Here is a 15,514-nt window from a genome sequence, read left to right as displayed (position 1 = left end):
CAGACAAGGCGCGGGTAGCACGCAAAAGCGCAAAGTAAAAACGGGAGGGACGGAGAAAGTCTGTGGATAAGTGCGGTGCACAGTGCAGTGCAGCGCAGGTGCTGCGGCTAGAAGCGCAGACCCGCCTGCTTCATCAGCGGCAAAATGCGGTCGCCAAAAAACTCCAGATCCGGCTTGAAGTCGAAGAAGCTCAGCTGCAGCCCATCGATGCCGGCGCGCTTGAGCTGCACAAACTGCTCGACCACCTGCTCGGGCGTGCCGATCACTTCGATATTGCCGCCGATGGCGCGGCGCTTGGGGGCATCAAGGGCGGTGCGGCCGCGCCAGGCATGGGCATCGCTCTTCAAGCTGCTAAAGCCCTCGGGCGTGCGCTGGTCCTGGTGGGCGACGATGGCATCGTGGTAGGCCCAGGTCTCAGCCTCGGTATCGCGGCTGATGACCATGGGGTTGAGCAAGGTGCGCACCGTGCGGCCGGCATTGCGCGCCTCTTGCTTGACGCGGGCGGCATGGGTGGGCAGCACCTCGATGGCTCGGGCAAAGTCCGATGCGCCGGGACTGGTGATAAAGACCAGGTCCGAATGCCTGGCTGCAAAGGCAATGCCGGCGTCCGAGCCGGTGGCATTGACCAGCGCGGGCCGGCCAAAGCGCGGCTTGGGGCTGACAAAACCGCCGCCCAGCTTCCAGGGCGAGATGCCTTCAAACGAGTAGTTCTCGTCGTAAGACCACAGGCGCTGCACCACCTCGATGAACTCCCAGGCCAGGTCATAGCGACGGTCATGCTCGATCTGGTCCCAGCCAAACATCCTGTGCTCCACCTCGCGGTGGCCGGTGACGATATTGATGCCCCAGCGCCCGCCCGAGATATGGTCCAGCGTAGCCCCCCACTTGGCCAGGTGCAGCGGGTGCAACGGGCCGTAGAGCACATGGATGGTCGAGATCAGCATGATGCGCCTCGTGACCGAGGTCAGCGCCGCCGTGGTGGCAAAGGAGTCCAGCGCATCGCCATTGAACACCCCGCCATAGCCGCCCTTGGGCAGCCACTGCGACAGCGCAAACACCAGATCGAAGCCGAGGTTCTCGGCCTTCAGCACCAGGTCCTTGTTGTAGTCAAAGCGCCAGTCGGTGCTGCGCGGCAGGGTGGAGGCACTCCAGCCTCCTGCCTGGATCGGCAGAAACAGGCCCAGCAGAATCGGCTGCGCAAAAGCCTGCGACAGGGGGCTGTCCGGAAAATCCAGCGGTGAGGCGAATGTCTCTCTATCAGCGAGTTTTTCCAGCGGTATTGCAGAGTTCATGGGGCGGCCAAGGTTGTCAATACAAAGGAAGCCGAACCAGCCTTGAGATAACCAGCTATTCAGCATCCGCATTGGCTTGAATAATCCCATGAATCACCACCCCGCTCTTGCGCCGATTTTGCATTTGCATATTTAAAAATCAGCCATTGGCGCAGGCATACAAACAGAGCCGCAGGCGCAATGCCAGCGCTCTGCACAGCCTCCATCCGCGCTTATAGCTTGCGAAAATATGCAGCAAGCCAAACAAAATATGCCGTCTCAGGTGCGAATCACCACAAAAAACTTTGGCGAGCAGCCACCAACCGATAAAAATCAGATACCGATATTTGTTATTTAATTTACGCCTTTTGATATATGAAATGGCATGCTGCAAATACCGTTGATAACGCAGGAACGCTCCTATCATGCACAGGTCACCTCCCGATGAATAATGCGCATGAATACCACCCCACGTTTATTGCGATCGCTCTGGTTCAATGCCAAATATGCAGTGCCAACGGTGCTGGGCGTCGCGATTTTGAACTTTTTGCTGCTGCAGCTCACGCCCGGTGATGCGGCCGATGTGATGGCCGGCGAATCGGGGGCCGCGACGGCCGAGACCCTGGCGGCGCTGCGCTCGCGCTTTGGGCTGGACCTGAGCGTGCTCGAACAATTGCAGGCCTACCTGGGCAACCTGGCGCATTTCAGCCTGGGCTTCTCCCCGCGCTACAACATGCCGGTGATGGAGCTGATCGGCCAGCGCCTGCCCAGCACCTTGCTGCTGATGGGGCTGGCGCTGGCGATTGCGCTGAGCCTGGGCATTGCGCTGGGCACGGCCATGGCCTACTTTGCCGGCCGCCTGCCCGACCGCCTGCTGTCCGTGCTGTCGCTGCTGTTCTATTCGGTGCCGGGCTTTTGGACCGGGCTGATGCTGATCGTGCTGTTCTCGGTCAAGCTTGGCTGGCTGCCCAGTGGTGGCTCGGCCAGCATTGGCTCCGAGCTGAGCGGCCTGGCCGCTGTGCTCGACCAGCTGCGCTACATGGTGCTGCCGGCCACGTCGCTCGCACTCTTTTATGTGGCGATCTATGCCCGCCTCACCCGCGCGGCGATGCTGGAGGTGCAGTCGCAGGACTTTGTGCGCACCGCGGCGGCCAAAGGCCTCTCGCCCTGGCGCATCACCGTGCGCCATGTGCTGCGCAATGCGCTGCTGCCGGTCACCACGATGGCCGGCATGCACCTGGGCGGCATGCTCGGCGGCGCGGTCGTCGTCGAGACCGTCTACAGCTGGCCCGGCCTCGGGCGCCTGGCCTTTGAGGCCGTGCTCAGCCGCGATTTCAGCGTGCTGATGGGTGTGCTGTTTCTCTCTTCGCTGCTCGTGATCGCCGCCAATGTGCTGGTCGATCTGCTGCATGCCTGGCTGGATCCCCGAATCGAGGTGCGTTGATGTCTTTGTCTTCCTCTACCCAGGCGCTGCCGATCCCCCCGGCCGCCGCCCACCCGCTGGCGGCCGCACAAGCGGCGCACAGTACCACCAGCAACGCCGAGCCCGATGCCGCGCCCTGGCCGAATCTGCATGCGCCCGATGCGGTGCGCACCAGCACCAGTGCCGCCAACGCCGGCAGTGGCAGCCAGGGCTACCGCGCGCTGCGCGTTTTCCTGCGCAACCCCACGGCCATGCTGGGCTGTGGCTTTTTGCTGGCCGTGCTGCTGCTGGCGCTGACAGCGCCCTGGCTCTTCCCCGGTGACCCGCTGGACATGGTGGCCCAGCCCTTTCTCTGGCCCGGCCAGGATGGGACCTATTTGCTCGGCACCGATTCGATGGGCCGTGATGTGGCCGCCGGCATTGCCCATGGCGCGCGGGTGTCGCTGTTGGTGGGCGTGTCGGCTACCTTGATCGGGCTGAGCCTGGGCATTGGCATTGGCGCCGTCAGCGGCTACTTTGGCGGCTGGGTCGATGACTTGCTGCAGCGCGTGGTGGTACTGTTCCAGACGATTCCCAGCTTTATCTTGCTGGTGGTGCTGGTGGCGATTGCCCAGCCTGCGATCAGCACCATCGTCGTCGCGATTGGCCTGGTGACCTGGCCCACGGTGGCACGCCTGGTGCGGGCCGAGTTCCGCGCGCTGCGCCACAAGGAGTTTGTGCTGGCCGCCCGCGCGCTGGGCTACTCGCACAGCCGCATCATCCTGCGTGAGATGCTGCCCAATGCGCTGCCGCCCATCATCGTCACCTCATCGGTGATGGTGGCCTCGGCCATCTTGCTGGAATCAGCCCTGTCCTTCATGGGCATGGGCGACCCGAACGTCGTCAGCTGGGGCAGCATGATCGGCATGGGGCGCGACCTGCTGCGCACGGCCTGGTACCTGACTGCGGCTCCGGGCCTGGCCATCGTGTTTGCCGTGCTCGCCTTCAACCTGATTGGCGATGGCTTGAACGACGCCCTCAACCCCCGTCTGTCGCAGGAGCGCTGAATGTCCGAAACCTCTTTGTTGGATGTGCGCGGGCTGAGCATCCGCTTTCCGCAGCTCGATCCGGTGCGTGGGCTGAGCTTTTCGGTACAGGCTGGCGAAACCCTGGCCATCGTCGGCGAGTCCGGCTCGGGCAAATCGCTCACCGCCCTCGCGCTGATGCGCCTGCTGCCACGCGCGGCCCGCATTGCGCAGGGCGAGATCCGCTTCAACGGCCAGAACCTGCTGGACCTGAGCGAGCCGGCGATGCGCCAGCTGCGCGGGCGCGAGATCGGCATGATCTTCCAGGAGCCAATGACGTCGCTCAACCCGGTCTACACCATTGGCTGGCAGATTGCCGAGGTGCTGCGCCAGCACGAGGGCCTGAGCGCCAAGGCCGCGCGGCTGCGCGCCATCGAGCTGCTCGATACCGTGCGCATCCCCGATCCGCAGCGCAGGGTCGATGATTTTCCGCACCAGCTCTCGGGCGGCATGCGCCAGCGCGTGATGATTGCGATGGCCATTGCCTGCCGCCCGCGCCTGCTGATCGCCGACGAGCCCACCACCGCACTCGATGTGACCATCCAGGCCCAGGTGCTGGACCTGCTCGACCGGCTGCGCAAGGACTTGTCGATGGGCCTGATCCTGATCACCCACGACCTGGGTGTGGTCTCGCAATGGGCCGACCGCGTGGTGGTGATGTATGCCGGCCGCGAGGTCGAGCAGGCCCGCCCTGGCCCACTGTTTGACGAGCCCCTGCACCCCTACACCCAGGGCCTGCTGGCGGCATCGCCCCGGCTGCAGCCCGGCGCGCATTACCTCGATGGCCCGCTCACCGAGATTCGCGGCAGCATCACCTCGGCCATTGGCCAGACCGGCTGCGCCTTTGCGCCGCGCTGCCCGCGCGCCCAGGCCTATTGCCACAGCGTTGTGCCGCCCTTGCAAGTAGCAGGCCCCCAGCGCCTGAGCGCCTGCCCCATCACCCTGCCTGCGTCTGCGCGCAGCGCCCACCTTGCCTAGGACCGCCATGAGCCTGCTGACTGTCAGCGATCTTCAGACCCATTTCAAACTGCCCAAGGGCGTGCTGCGCGCCGTCGATGGCGTGTCGTTCCACATTGCCAAGGGCGAGACCGTCGGCCTGGTCGGCGAGTCGGGCTGCGGCAAATCCACCCTGGGCCGCAGCCTGCTGCGGCTGGAGACGCCCACCGCCGGCCAGGTGGCGCTCGACGGCGAAGATATTCTGCCCTTGCAAGGCGCGCGGCTGCGCAGCCTGCGCAAGCGCATGCAGATGATCTTCCAGGACCCGTTCGCCTCGCTCAACCCGCGCCACAGCATCGGCACGATCTTGGAGACCCCTTTGCAGGTGCATGGCCTGGGCGACCGCGCCCAGCGCCGCCGCCAGGTCGAGCGCCTGCTCGACCGCGTGGGCCTGCCGCGCAACGCGCTGGGCCGCTACCCGCATGAGTTCTCCGGCGGGCAGCGCCAGCGCCTGGGCATTGCCCGCGCGCTGATGCTGCAGCCCGATCTGGTGGTCTGCGACGAGCCGGTCTCGGCGCTGGACCTGTCGATCCAGGCGCAGATCCTGAACCTGCTCGTTGAGATGAAGCGCGAGTTCGGCCTGTCCTACCTGTTCATCTCGCATGACCTGTCGGTCGTGCAGTACTTTGCCGACCGGGTGCTGGTGATGTACCTGGGCCGCATCGTCGAGAGCGCCGACCGCCGCAGCCTGTGGAGCAGCCCGCGCCACCCCTACACCCAGGCGCTGCTCGATGCCGTGCCTGACCCCACCCGCCACCGCCAGGCCGCCCCGTTGGGCGGCGACCTGCCCAGCCCGCAGAACCTGCCCACGGGCTGCCGCTTTCATCCGCGCTGCCCGCGCGCCACGGCGCTGTGCACTGCGCAGGAACCGCTGCTCAGCGACGGCGGCAATGGCCACCTGGTGGCCTGCCACCATCCGCAGCTGCCACCGGCCTCTGGCACGCAGACCTCCGTGATTTCCTTTCACTAACCCTTCGTTTTTTCTTTTGCCATGACCTACCGTTATCTCGGCCGCAGCGGCCTCAAAGTCTCCCGCCTGGCACTGGGCACCATGATGTTTGGCGGCCCGACCGACGAGCAGACCGCGCACGCCATCATCGCCAAGGGCAAGTCCCAGGGCATCAACTTCATCGACACGGCCGACGTCTACCAAAAGGGCCTGACCGAGCAGGTGGTGGGCCGTGCGCTGGCCAAGGACCGCCATGACTGGGTGCTGGCCACCAAGTTTGGCAACCCGCTGGGTGAGGGCCCGAACCGGCGCGGCACCTCGCGCAAATGGATCATCGAGTCGGTCGACAACAGCCTGCGCCGCCTGGGCACCGACTACATCGACCTGCTCTACTTTCACCGCGCCGATTTTGATGCGCCGCTGGGCGAGGCGGTGCGCGCGATTGGCGACCTGGTGCGCGCGGGCAAGCTGCGCTACTTTGGGCTGTCCAACTTTCGCGGCTGGCGCATTGCCGAGGTGGCGCACCTCGCGGACGCCGAAGGCATTGACCGGCCCATTGCCAGCCAGCCGCTCTACAACATCGTCAACCGCACGGCCGAGGCCGAGCAGCTGCCCGCTGCCGCCGCCTATGGCCTGGGCGTGGTCTCGTACAGCCCGCTGGCCCGGGGCGTGCTGACGGCCAAGTACCCGAATGTGGAAGCGGCCGAGCCCGGCTCGCGCGCCGCGCGGCTGGACAAGCGCATGCTCGAGACCGAGTGGCGCCCCGAGTCCATCGACATTGCCGCCGAGATCAAAACGCACACCGACGCGCGTGGCATCAGCCCGGTGGACTTTGCGCTGGCCTGGGTGCTGAACAACCGCCTGGTGACCGCCGCCATCGCCGGCCCGCGCACGCCCGAGCAATGGGATGGCTATATCCGCGCGCTGGACTACCAGTTCACCGCCGATGACGAGGCCCTGGTCAACCGCCTGGTGGCTGCCGGCCACCCCTCGACCCTGGGCTTTACCGACCCCGGCCACCCGGTCGAAGGCCGGGTGCCTTATGTGGCAGCTACGCAGGCCCCCGCGCCAGCGGCCGCCTAACCCAACAGGTCCACCGCCATGAATGCCTCGGTTCCCCCCCTGCGCTCCCGCCACCCCAGCCGCGATGACCTGCTGGCCCGCCTGCCCCAGCTGGCCGCCGATATTGGCCAAGGCGCCGCGCAGCGCGAGCTGCTGCGCGAGCCGCCCTGGGCGGCCTTTGACCTGCTGCGCGCATCGGGCCTGGGCGGCCTGCGCATTGGCCGCGAACAGGGCGGGCCGGGCGGGTCAGTGGCCGATGTGGTCGAGGTGGTCAGCACCCTGGCCGCAGCGGATTCCAACGTGGCCCATGCGCTGCGCACCCACTTCAACACCACCGAGCTGCTGCGGCTGGAGACCAAGCCCTCGGCGCTGGCCCAGCGCCAGAACGCCTGGGCCCTGCAGGGCAAGCTGTTTGGCGGTGCCTTTACCGAGCTGGGCACGGCACGCGCCGGCATCAGCACCTCCACCCTGCTGCGCGAGGGCCTGCACCACCGCTTGAATGGCAAGAAGTACTACGCCACCGGCACGGCCTATGCGGATTACTTCAACGTCTTTGCCACCAATGACGAGGGCCAGGGCGTCAATGCCGTGATCCCCGTGCAGCGCGAAGGCGTGCGGGTGCTCGACGACTGGGATGGCATGGGCCAGCGGCTGACCGCCAGCGGCAGCCTGGAGCTGAACAACGTGCTGGTCTATGACGACGAAATCAGCCCCGGCGCCCGCAACCACCTGGCCGGCCGCCATGCCTCTGCGCTGCGCCAGCTGATCCTCGTGGCGACTGCCGCCGGCATTGTGCGCAATATCCTAGCCGATGCACGCCACTATGTGCTGCAGCTGGGCAGGCCCGCGATGCACAGCCCCGCCGAGCGCTCACGCGACGACCATTTTGTGCAGGCCGTCATCGGCGAGCTGGCGGCCGCCAGCTATGCGATCGATGCCTTGATCGCCGCCAACGCCCGCCAACTGGACCAGGGCGCCTATGCCATCGTGCACGCGCCGCAAAGCGCGGACGATGTCGTGCTGCAAGGGGCTCTGGCCACCGCCCAGACCCAGCTGGTCGTCAGCCGCCTGGCGCTGAATGCCGGCGAGCGCCTGTTTGAAGTGGGCGGCGCCTCCGCCACCTCGCGCCAGCTGAACCTAGACCGGCATTGGCGCAACCTGCGCACCATCTTTAGCCACAACCCGCTGCTGCACAAGACCCGGGTGGTGGGGGACTATGTGCTCAATGGCACGCGGACGCATTTGGAGGAAGGGCGGGTGTTTTGAGGGCGGCCACCGGCGAGCAAGACCGCAGGCATGCCCCAGCCGACGCACAAATCAAACACTCCATAAACAAACCGAATGACTTTATTAAAGTTCACATTTTTTAGAGTCGTTTGGGGAGCAACGCTCTAGCGTAATTAAATTGTTGCGGTTATCTTGTAGAAATTACTTATTCAGTATATTTATTACAAATACGCCATGCACCTCGCTTCCGAATCCGCGACTTCGCATCTGAACTTGTCCCGCTCCGTTACGCCTTTGGGCAAGGCTGCCCTCCATGGCAGCTTGCTCGCAGGGTTGTTTGCAGCACCTCAGATAGCGCTGGCCTGCCCAGCCAACCTCAGCGCATCGACTTACACCACGCAGGCTTCGGACAATGGTCTGACCTGCGTCTACACCGCAGACCCCATGGCCGTTACCGTCAATGGATGGCTGGCCACCGGTTTGGTGCAAATCACTGGCAACACCACCGTCAATGGCGTGCTGACCGTCACCGACACCAACGGCGACAACAGCCGGGGCATCCTGTTGTCTGGTGCTGGGAATGGCGCTTTTTTGAAGGACGTCACGATCAACAAACCCAGCGGTGCCAACAATGCCGCTGGGATTGAGAAAGCCGGCTCCGGCGTGGTCACCTTCCAGGGCAATGTCACGGTCAGTTCCAACACCGGAGCGCCTTCGGCCAGAATCAACACCCGCGATGGAGTGCGCAACAACGCAGGCACGGCCAACTACCAAAAAGACCTCAGCATCACCAGCCAAGGCGGCACCCGCTCGGGCCTGTATGTGGGCGCGGGCACGGTCACGGTGGGCGGTAATCTCACGCTCGATTTCCAATCCACCTACTACGCCGGCTACAGCTACGCACCGCTATGGAGCCAGGGCGGCACCACCACCGTAACAGGTACCACCACGGTCAACACGGCAGCCGCCTCGGGCCTCACGCCAGGCGTCGTGGTGACGAATTCCCAAGTCACCCTGAATGGCGCTACCAGCGTGACGGTGGCAGGCACAGGTGCTGCAGCCGTGGATATCCGCATCGGCGGCGTTGCCGGGTGGCCGCTGGCGGGCAACACCATCACCGCATCGGGTGCCGCAGGCATTGGCCTGCAACTGCGCAGCAATGGCAGCTTTAGCGCAGGCTCGGGCCTTGTCGTCAACGCGCAGGGCAGCTCTTTCAACTACCTCTCGGCCAGCGGAAGTACCAGCCTGGATGCAGTCACCGCCACGACGGCCCCGGTGGTCTGGAACGCCGATGCCACCAGCACGGCCACCTACACCGGCAACGAAGGCCACTACAAGGGCAGCAGCCAGTTGGCGAGCGGCGGTCAGCTGACCTTGAACCTGAACCGCGCCGCCTTGTGGGAGGCCACCGCCGCCTCGTCCTTTACGGTGCTGAACCTGCAAAGCGATGCGCTGCTCGATGCCTCCTTGCTGCCCAGCCTGGCAGCCACGGGCAACCTGAGCAATGCCGGGGGCATCGTGTCGCTCGCTCGCAGCGATGCCAGCCCCAACAACACCCTGGCCTTGGCGGGTACCTACACCGCCAATGGCGGCAGCCTGGTGCTCAACACCGTGCTCAACGATGGCTCCACCTCGGTGAGTGATGTGCTGCAGGTGAATGCGACAGCGGCAGGTGGCAGCCCCACCCTGCTCTCGGTGCTGCCCGATGCGGCCAGCGCGCCGGCCTTCACCACCGGCAAAGGCATTTTGGTGGTGCGCGTGACCGGCGGCGCAGCCAGCTCGGCGGCCAGTGTCTTTGCGCTGCCAGACGGTTTCCTGGACGCCGGCGGCATCCGCTATGAACTGGTGCGTGACGCAGACGATGGCAACTGGTACCTGCGCTCTGTCGCCGCTGCGCAGCTGACCGTGAACAAGGTGGTCACCGGGCCTGCAGGCGCGGCGCCCTTTGCCGGTGAGATTCCGTTTACCGTGAGCTGCACCGGCCCGGCAACGTCCTTCAGCGGCAGCCTGGTGGTGGCGGCCAACCAGGGCAGCGCTGCCCCCATCACCATCCAGCAAGGCAGCGCCTGCACGGTGGCCGAAGGCGCGCTGCCCACCGCCCCTGCGGGCTACCGTTGGGCCGAACCCAGCTACACGCAGCCTGCGGCCATTGCCGCTGGTGCCAACACTGCGACCATTACCAACACCTTGGTCTCTAACGCCACCCCCACCGATGCCGGGACGCTCAAGCAAGTGCCGACCCTGGGCACCTGGGCCGTCAGCGCGCTGTCGCTCACCATGGCACTGCTGGGCCTGGGCCGCATGCGCCGACGCACGACCTGATCGCGCTGCCTTGCTGCGGCCAGACGCAAAAATGCCACCTCCTGGTGGCATTTTTTTTGGGCGGTGCTGCGTTGGCCAGCCTAGTTCAATTTACTGCTCCGCCGCCGCCTGCGCCCGCACATCAAACTCCACCTTCCAGCGCTCGCTGCCGCCCACGGGCACGGCGTTGAGTTCCAGCGTGCCGATATCGGTCACGCGGGCATGCAGGGTGACGGGCACGACCTCGCCATTGGCGCGGCCTTCGGCGGGCAAGTTCAGCTCGATCTCCTGCAGCTCCAGCAGCTCCTCGGGGCCCCAGAAGTCGAGCATGGTGCCGACGGCATCGCTGCGTCGCACGCTGGAGCCAAAGAAGCGCATGCGCACTGGCTCGCCCACGACGAGACCAAACTCCTGCGTGTCGAGGGCTGCCTCGCTGCCCTCTTCCATGCCAAACGGTGCCAGGCACAGCGCGGACATAGGGGGCTCCATGCCGGGGATCGCAGGCATGTTGGATTCGACGCCGACATAGTAGGACTGCGCGGTGCCGCCCCGGATGCGCACACCCCGGCCTTCGCGCACATGGCCGTAGTAGGCAGCGCCACGGGCGACGGCCAGGTCCAGGTTGGCGCCGTCCAGCAGGCGCGCGGGGGCGGCGCCTTCGGCGGCCAGCCAGCTGTTCAGCACTTCGGTGATGCGCTGCTCAATCTGTGGCGCCTTGAGCACGCCGCCGTTGAACAGGATCGCGGTGGGGTGCAGAAAGCTGGCGCCTTCGGGCTGGGTGCCCTGCAGGCCATCGATCTGCTCGGTCACGCCGGCCTGGCGCGACAGGAAGGCGGCCAGGTGGCGGGTCACCGCAGCATCTTGCGCATAGGGCAGACCCAGCTGCGTCAGCGCGCCACGCGCGCGGCTGATGGGCTTGTCGCTGACGGCCACTTGCGGGAAGAAGCCTTCGACCAGGGTGGCCAGCACTTCGCTGCGGGTCACCTCGGTGCGGATGCTGCCGCCGATCAGCTTGCTGCCCCGGCTGGGCACCACCACGGGTACGGATTGCAGCGCCGCATCGGACAGCAGCTGCTCCTTGGCGGCGCGGCAGCCATGGGCCAGTGCGCGGGTTTGCCAGGCGTCGAGCTGCTTGCCTTCTTGCGCCAGCTTTCGCGCCACGGCGTAGGCCAGGGCCAGGTCCATGTTGTCGCCACCCAGCAGGATGTGCTCACCCACGGCCACGCGCTGCAAGGCCAGGTTGCCATCGCGCTCGAGTACCGCAATCAAGGACAGGTCGGTGGTGCCACCGCCCACGTCGACGACGAGGATCACATCGCCGCTTTGCACCTGCTTGCGCCAGTCGCCGCCGCTCGCCTGGATCCAGCTGTAGAGCGCCGCTTGCGGCTCTTCGAGCAAGCTGAGCTTCTGGAAGCCGGCCGCCTTGCAGGCCTCGGCCGTCAGCTCGCGCGCGGCCGGGTCAAAGGATGCGGGGATGGTGACGGTGATGTCCTGCGCATCAAACGGCGCCTCGGGATGGGCCTGCTCCCAGGCCCAGCGCAGGTGCGACAGGTAGCGGATCGAGGCCGTCAGCGGCGATACGCGGTGCACCTCGGCCGGGGCATCGGCTGGTAGTAGCGGGCTGCGGCGGTCCACACCGGGGTGGCACAGCCAGCTTTTGGCGCTGGAGACCAGGCGGATCGGCGTCGCCGCGCCGCGTGCGCGGGCAAACTCGCCGACGACAAAATCCTGCTGCGCGCCCCAGGGCAACGCCATGTCGGCGGCGCTCAGCTCGCTCTCATGGGGCAGGTACAAAAACGACGGCAGCAAGGGCCGCGCCTCGATGCTGGCGGGCGCCGTGAGCTGGGGGATGGCCAGCACATGCTGGACCAGGTGTTCGCCATCGCTGGCGCTCTTGTCCACATAGGACAGCGCGCAGTGCGTGGTCCCCAGGTCGATACCGATGCTGAATTGGGCAGGTGCTTGCATGGTTTAGAGCTCCACCTCGGCCTGGGCCAGCACCTTGGCGGCTGCCGTGTCGGTCAGCTGGGGCAGCTTGACCTCCGTCACCTGCCAGCCCCGGTGGCCCAGGGTGCCGGTGAACGGGGCCTGGCCCACCACATGGCCGGTCAGGCGCACGGCTGCGGCATCAAAGCCGGCCTGCAAGGTGATGCGGCTGCCTTCGGCCTCGGTACGCACAGGGGCAAGCGCAAAATGCTCGCGCAGCACCTTGCGGCAGCCTTCATGCACCACGCGGGCGGCCGCGCCAATCTCGGCATCGGTGTAGGGCGCCACGTCTTCCTGGATAAAGTCGACAAAGCGGGCTTCGCGCTGGAGCAGGCCCAGCAGCTGCAGGGCAGCGGTCTCGGTGGGCAGTTGCACGGTCTTTTCGACCACTTTCTCGACCAGCTTTTCCACCGGTACTTCGACCCGCTTCTCTACGGTCTTCTCGACGATTTTCTCGACCGGCACCTCGATGCGGACTTCAACAATCTTCTCGACCGGCACTTCGACGCGCACTTCCTGCGGCGGCACATCGGCCGCCAGGCGCTCACCGCCACGCACGCGCTGCACATCAGCCGCCAGGCGGCCATTGCCCAAAATGGCGAAAAAGCTGCCGATCGCGATCGCGATACGGCTGAAAAAAGATGGGGGGGTGTTGTTCATGGAGGCACCAACAGACACCCGCCAGGGCGCGGGGGCTGCGGGGCCAGGGCCGGGGCAGCTGCAGAGCGCAGGCGGGTGGTTTTAAAAAATGGGGGTTTGCGGCAGGCGCTGGGGACAGCCGCTATAGCTGGCGGCCAGCCCGCAATACCGGGGATTTTACCGGCTGGCCTTATGCCCCCGTGCGATGCACCAGCAAGCTGTGGATAAGGGCCGTTAACACAACCCTTGATACGTCGTTGCCAAGCCTTGCCGTACTACTGTACTGTCTGCGGCCTGGCGCCTAGTCTCAACCGCAAACCTTTGGTTTGCTGGGTCGTGTTAGCGGCCCTAAGCATCCCGGGGTGCGAGGGCGGTGGTAAGGGCTTAAAACTGGTAAGTGACGTTAACGCCGCTGGCCCAGTTACGCCCCATCGCGCTTTCAAAATAGCGCTGGTTGCCGTCATTGACGATGACCGAGCCGATGTAGTTCTTGTCGAACACATTGTTGACCCGCGCAAAGGCGGCCAAGGTCCAGCGCGGGGCGATCTGTGCGCGGTAGCCCAGGCTGAGGGCGGTGGTGGCGTAGCCCGGGGCGGCCTGGGTGTTGGCATCGTTGGCCTGCACATTGGAGCTGGCCTGCACACCCATGCCGACGGTCCAGGTCGGGGCAAAGTGCCAGTCAGCGCCCAGGTAGGCGTTGTGGCGTGCCAGGCCGGGCAGGCGCTGGCCGGCGATGCCGCTGCCCGAATCCTCGCGAAAGCGGGCATCCAGCCAGGTGTAGGCGGCGCGCAGCTGCCAGTCGCGCATCAAATCCAGCTGGGCCGACAGCTCCAGGCCCTGGCGCCGGGTCTTGCCAGCATTGCGGTAGGTGGTGCGGCCGCCAGCGCTTTGGTCGGTCACGATCTCGTCACTGCTGTGCGACTGGAACAGTGCCGCGCTCCAGAGCCCGCGCAGCGCATCGCCACGCAGCTGCTGGCGGTAGCCCAGCTCCCACTGCGTGCTGCTGGTGGGCCGCAGATCGGTGTTCAGGCCCGAGCCGCTGTTGCGGTAGGACATCTCGGTGATGCTGGGCGTCTCAAACCCGCGCCCCACGCTGGCGTAAACCGTCTGCTGCGGGCTGAGCTGGTAGGAGAGCGAGGCAACAGGCAGCAGCTTGCTGTGGCGGCTGCTGCCACTGTCATCGCCATTGCCGGGGGTGATGTAGTAGTCGTCCGAGCTGAAGCGCACGCGGCTGTAGCGCAGGCCGGTGTCCAGGCTCCAGCGCGGGGCCAGTTGCCAGCGCGCCTGCACAAAGGGGTCGGTGCTGCTGACCTTGTTTTTCTCATCCCGTCGCAGCTGGCCGCGCACCCCATAGGTGCCGCCGACAAAGTTTTCGTAGCCCTGGCGGTTTTCGGTCATCTGCTGCAGATCCAGCCCTGCGCTTAGCTGCAGCGGCACGATGGTGTCGAACTCGCCCACCCAGACCAGGCGGGCGCCGGCATAGTCGCGCGCCATGTCGATCACGCCGCCGGCATGGCCCGGCGCCAGCTGCGGCGCCTTGGGGATGGACTGGTACTGCAGCATGCTGCGGTGGCCGTAGTAGGCCGACAGGCTCAGGCTTTGCTGGGCATTGATGCGCAGGTCATAGGTGGCGCCCAGCTGCTGCTGCTCCAGCGATTTGCGCGTGTTGTACTGCTCGGCCACGCTGCTGGCCTGGCGCGGATCGGCCTGCCACTGCGCCATGGTCAGGCCCTGCGGGTCCTGCGCATCGCCCCGGGTGTGGTTGGCCACCAGGGTCAGCTTGTCGTCATGCGCCAGCGGAATCACCAGCTTGGCATTGAGCAGGTTGCGGTCGGCGGCGCTGTGCTCGCGGTAGCCATCGGTCATAAAGCGGCTGGTGCTCAGCACATAGCCCATGCCGCCATCGGTCTGGCCGCTTGCCTTCAGGCTGTAGCGCTGCTGGCCATCGCTGCCCACGCTCACGCCGGTCTCCAGCTTCAGCGGGCCCTGCGGGTCTTCGGTGTAAAAGCTCAGCACACCGCCCGAGGCATTGCCGTACAGCGCCGAATACGGGCCGCGCAGCACCTCCACCCGCTCCAGACTGGAGATATCGACATTCGAGGTCTGGCCCTGGCCATCGGGCATGGTCGCGGGGATGCCGTCGACATACAGGCGCACGCCGCGCACACCAAAGGTGGAGCGCGCGCCATAGCCGCGCACGCTTAGCTGCAAGTCCTGGGCGTAGTTGTTACGGTTGTTCAGCGTCAGGCCCGGCACGCTGCCCAGCGCTTCGGACAGGTTGACCTGCATCTGCCGATCCTGCAGCTCGCTGCCCTCCACCACATTGGCCGATGCCGGCAGTTGCAGCAGATCGGCCGTGCCAACGGCCGAGCGCACCGACACGGTCGGCAAGGTGGCTTCGGCAGCGGGGGTTTCAGCGGTGGAGGGGGTTGCTGGTGCGGTCTGCGCGGCGGCGGACAGGGCGCACAGCAGCGCAGCGGCCCCGGCCACAGGGCGCAGGGGCGAGAGAGAAAAGGCTTGGATCGGCATAGAGGCAGCTATTTTCTTACAGCGTTTGATGCTATGGGAAATTTGGTACATAAACCCCTGCTCTCCT

Annotated in this window: 11 protein-coding genes; 7 read left to right on the top strand and 4 right to left on the bottom strand. The window is 65.9% G+C overall.

The window, feature by feature from the left end; translation table 11 throughout:
• Positions 1–107 precede the first annotated feature (107 nt).
• Entirely contained in the window at positions 108–1,292 is a 1,185-nt protein-coding gene (locus F0Q04_RS06550; RefSeq protein ID WP_182344990.1) for an LLM class flavin-dependent oxidoreductase, read from the bottom strand.
• 436 nt (positions 1,293–1,728) lie between these two features.
• On the opposite strand from F0Q04_RS06550, the gene F0Q04_RS06545 reads away from it, so the two are divergent.
• The 7 genes from F0Q04_RS06545 (at position 1,729) to F0Q04_RS06515 (ending at position 10,314) form a co-directional block, all read left to right on the top strand.
• The gene (locus F0Q04_RS06545) at positions 1,729–2,715 is read left to right on the top strand and encodes an ABC transporter permease (protein ID WP_182344989.1); all 987 of its coding nucleotides are present in this window, start codon (positions 1,729–1,731) and stop codon (positions 2,713–2,715) included.
• Positions 2,715–3,740: an ABC transporter permease gene (locus tag F0Q04_RS06540; protein WP_182344988.1), complete on the top strand. Its 1,026-nt coding sequence runs from the start codon at positions 2,715–2,717 to the stop codon at positions 3,738–3,740. Before F0Q04_RS06545 ends, F0Q04_RS06540 begins: the two co-directional genes overlap by 1 nt.
• On the top strand, positions 3,741–4,736 hold the full coding sequence (locus F0Q04_RS06535; protein WP_182344987.1) for an ABC transporter ATP-binding protein: 996 nt from the start codon (positions 3,741–3,743) through the stop codon (positions 4,734–4,736).
• A gap of 7 nt (positions 4,737–4,743) precedes the next feature.
• The gene (locus F0Q04_RS06530; protein ID WP_182344986.1) at positions 4,744–5,724 is read left to right on the top strand and encodes an ABC transporter ATP-binding protein; all 981 of its coding nucleotides are present in this window, start codon (positions 4,744–4,746) and stop codon (positions 5,722–5,724) included.
• A gap of 21 nt (positions 5,725–5,745) precedes the next feature.
• Positions 5,746–6,786 carry an aldo/keto reductase gene (locus tag F0Q04_RS06525; RefSeq protein WP_182344985.1) on the top strand — a complete coding sequence of 347 codons (1,041 nt, stop codon included), beginning with the start codon at positions 5,746–5,748 and terminating at the stop codon, positions 6,784–6,786.
• Between the two features lie 18 nt (positions 6,787–6,804).
• Positions 6,805–8,031 carry an acyl-CoA dehydrogenase family protein gene (locus F0Q04_RS06520; RefSeq protein ID WP_182344984.1) on the top strand — a complete coding sequence of 409 codons (1,227 nt, stop codon included), beginning with the start codon at positions 6,805–6,807 and terminating at the stop codon, positions 8,029–8,031.
• 234 nt (positions 8,032–8,265) lie between these two features.
• Positions 8,266–10,314, top strand: a complete 2,049-nt coding sequence (locus F0Q04_RS06515) for a DUF5979 domain-containing protein (protein ID WP_182344983.1) — start codon at positions 8,266–8,268, stop codon at positions 10,312–10,314.
• A 90-nt stretch (positions 10,315–10,404) separates the two neighbouring features.
• Here F0Q04_RS06515 and F0Q04_RS06510 read toward each other — a convergent pair whose 3' ends face one another.
• From F0Q04_RS06510 to F0Q04_RS06500, 3 genes are all read right to left on the bottom strand, one after another.
• Complete coding sequence (locus F0Q04_RS06510) at positions 10,405–12,261, bottom strand: Hsp70 family protein (RefSeq protein ID WP_182344982.1); 1,857 nt, start codon at positions 12,259–12,261, stop codon at positions 10,405–10,407.
• Between the two features lie 3 nt (positions 12,262–12,264).
• Positions 12,265–12,939, bottom strand: coding sequence for a DUF2760 domain-containing protein (locus tag F0Q04_RS06505; RefSeq protein WP_182344981.1), 675 nt, complete (start codon positions 12,937–12,939; stop codon positions 12,265–12,267).
• A 363-nt stretch (positions 12,940–13,302) separates the two neighbouring features.
• Positions 13,303–15,447 (bottom strand): TonB-dependent receptor family protein, encoded by a 2,145-nt coding sequence (locus tag F0Q04_RS06500; protein WP_182344980.1) that lies wholly within the window; start codon positions 15,445–15,447, stop codon positions 13,303–13,305.
• Between the last annotated feature and the right edge of the window lie 67 nt (positions 15,448–15,514).

Source organism: Comamonas koreensis (assembly GCF_014076495.1).
Classification (GTDB): domain Bacteria; phylum Pseudomonadota; class Gammaproteobacteria; order Burkholderiales; family Burkholderiaceae_C; genus Comamonas; species Comamonas squillarum.
This window is presented reverse-complemented; position numbering and strand designations above follow the sequence as displayed.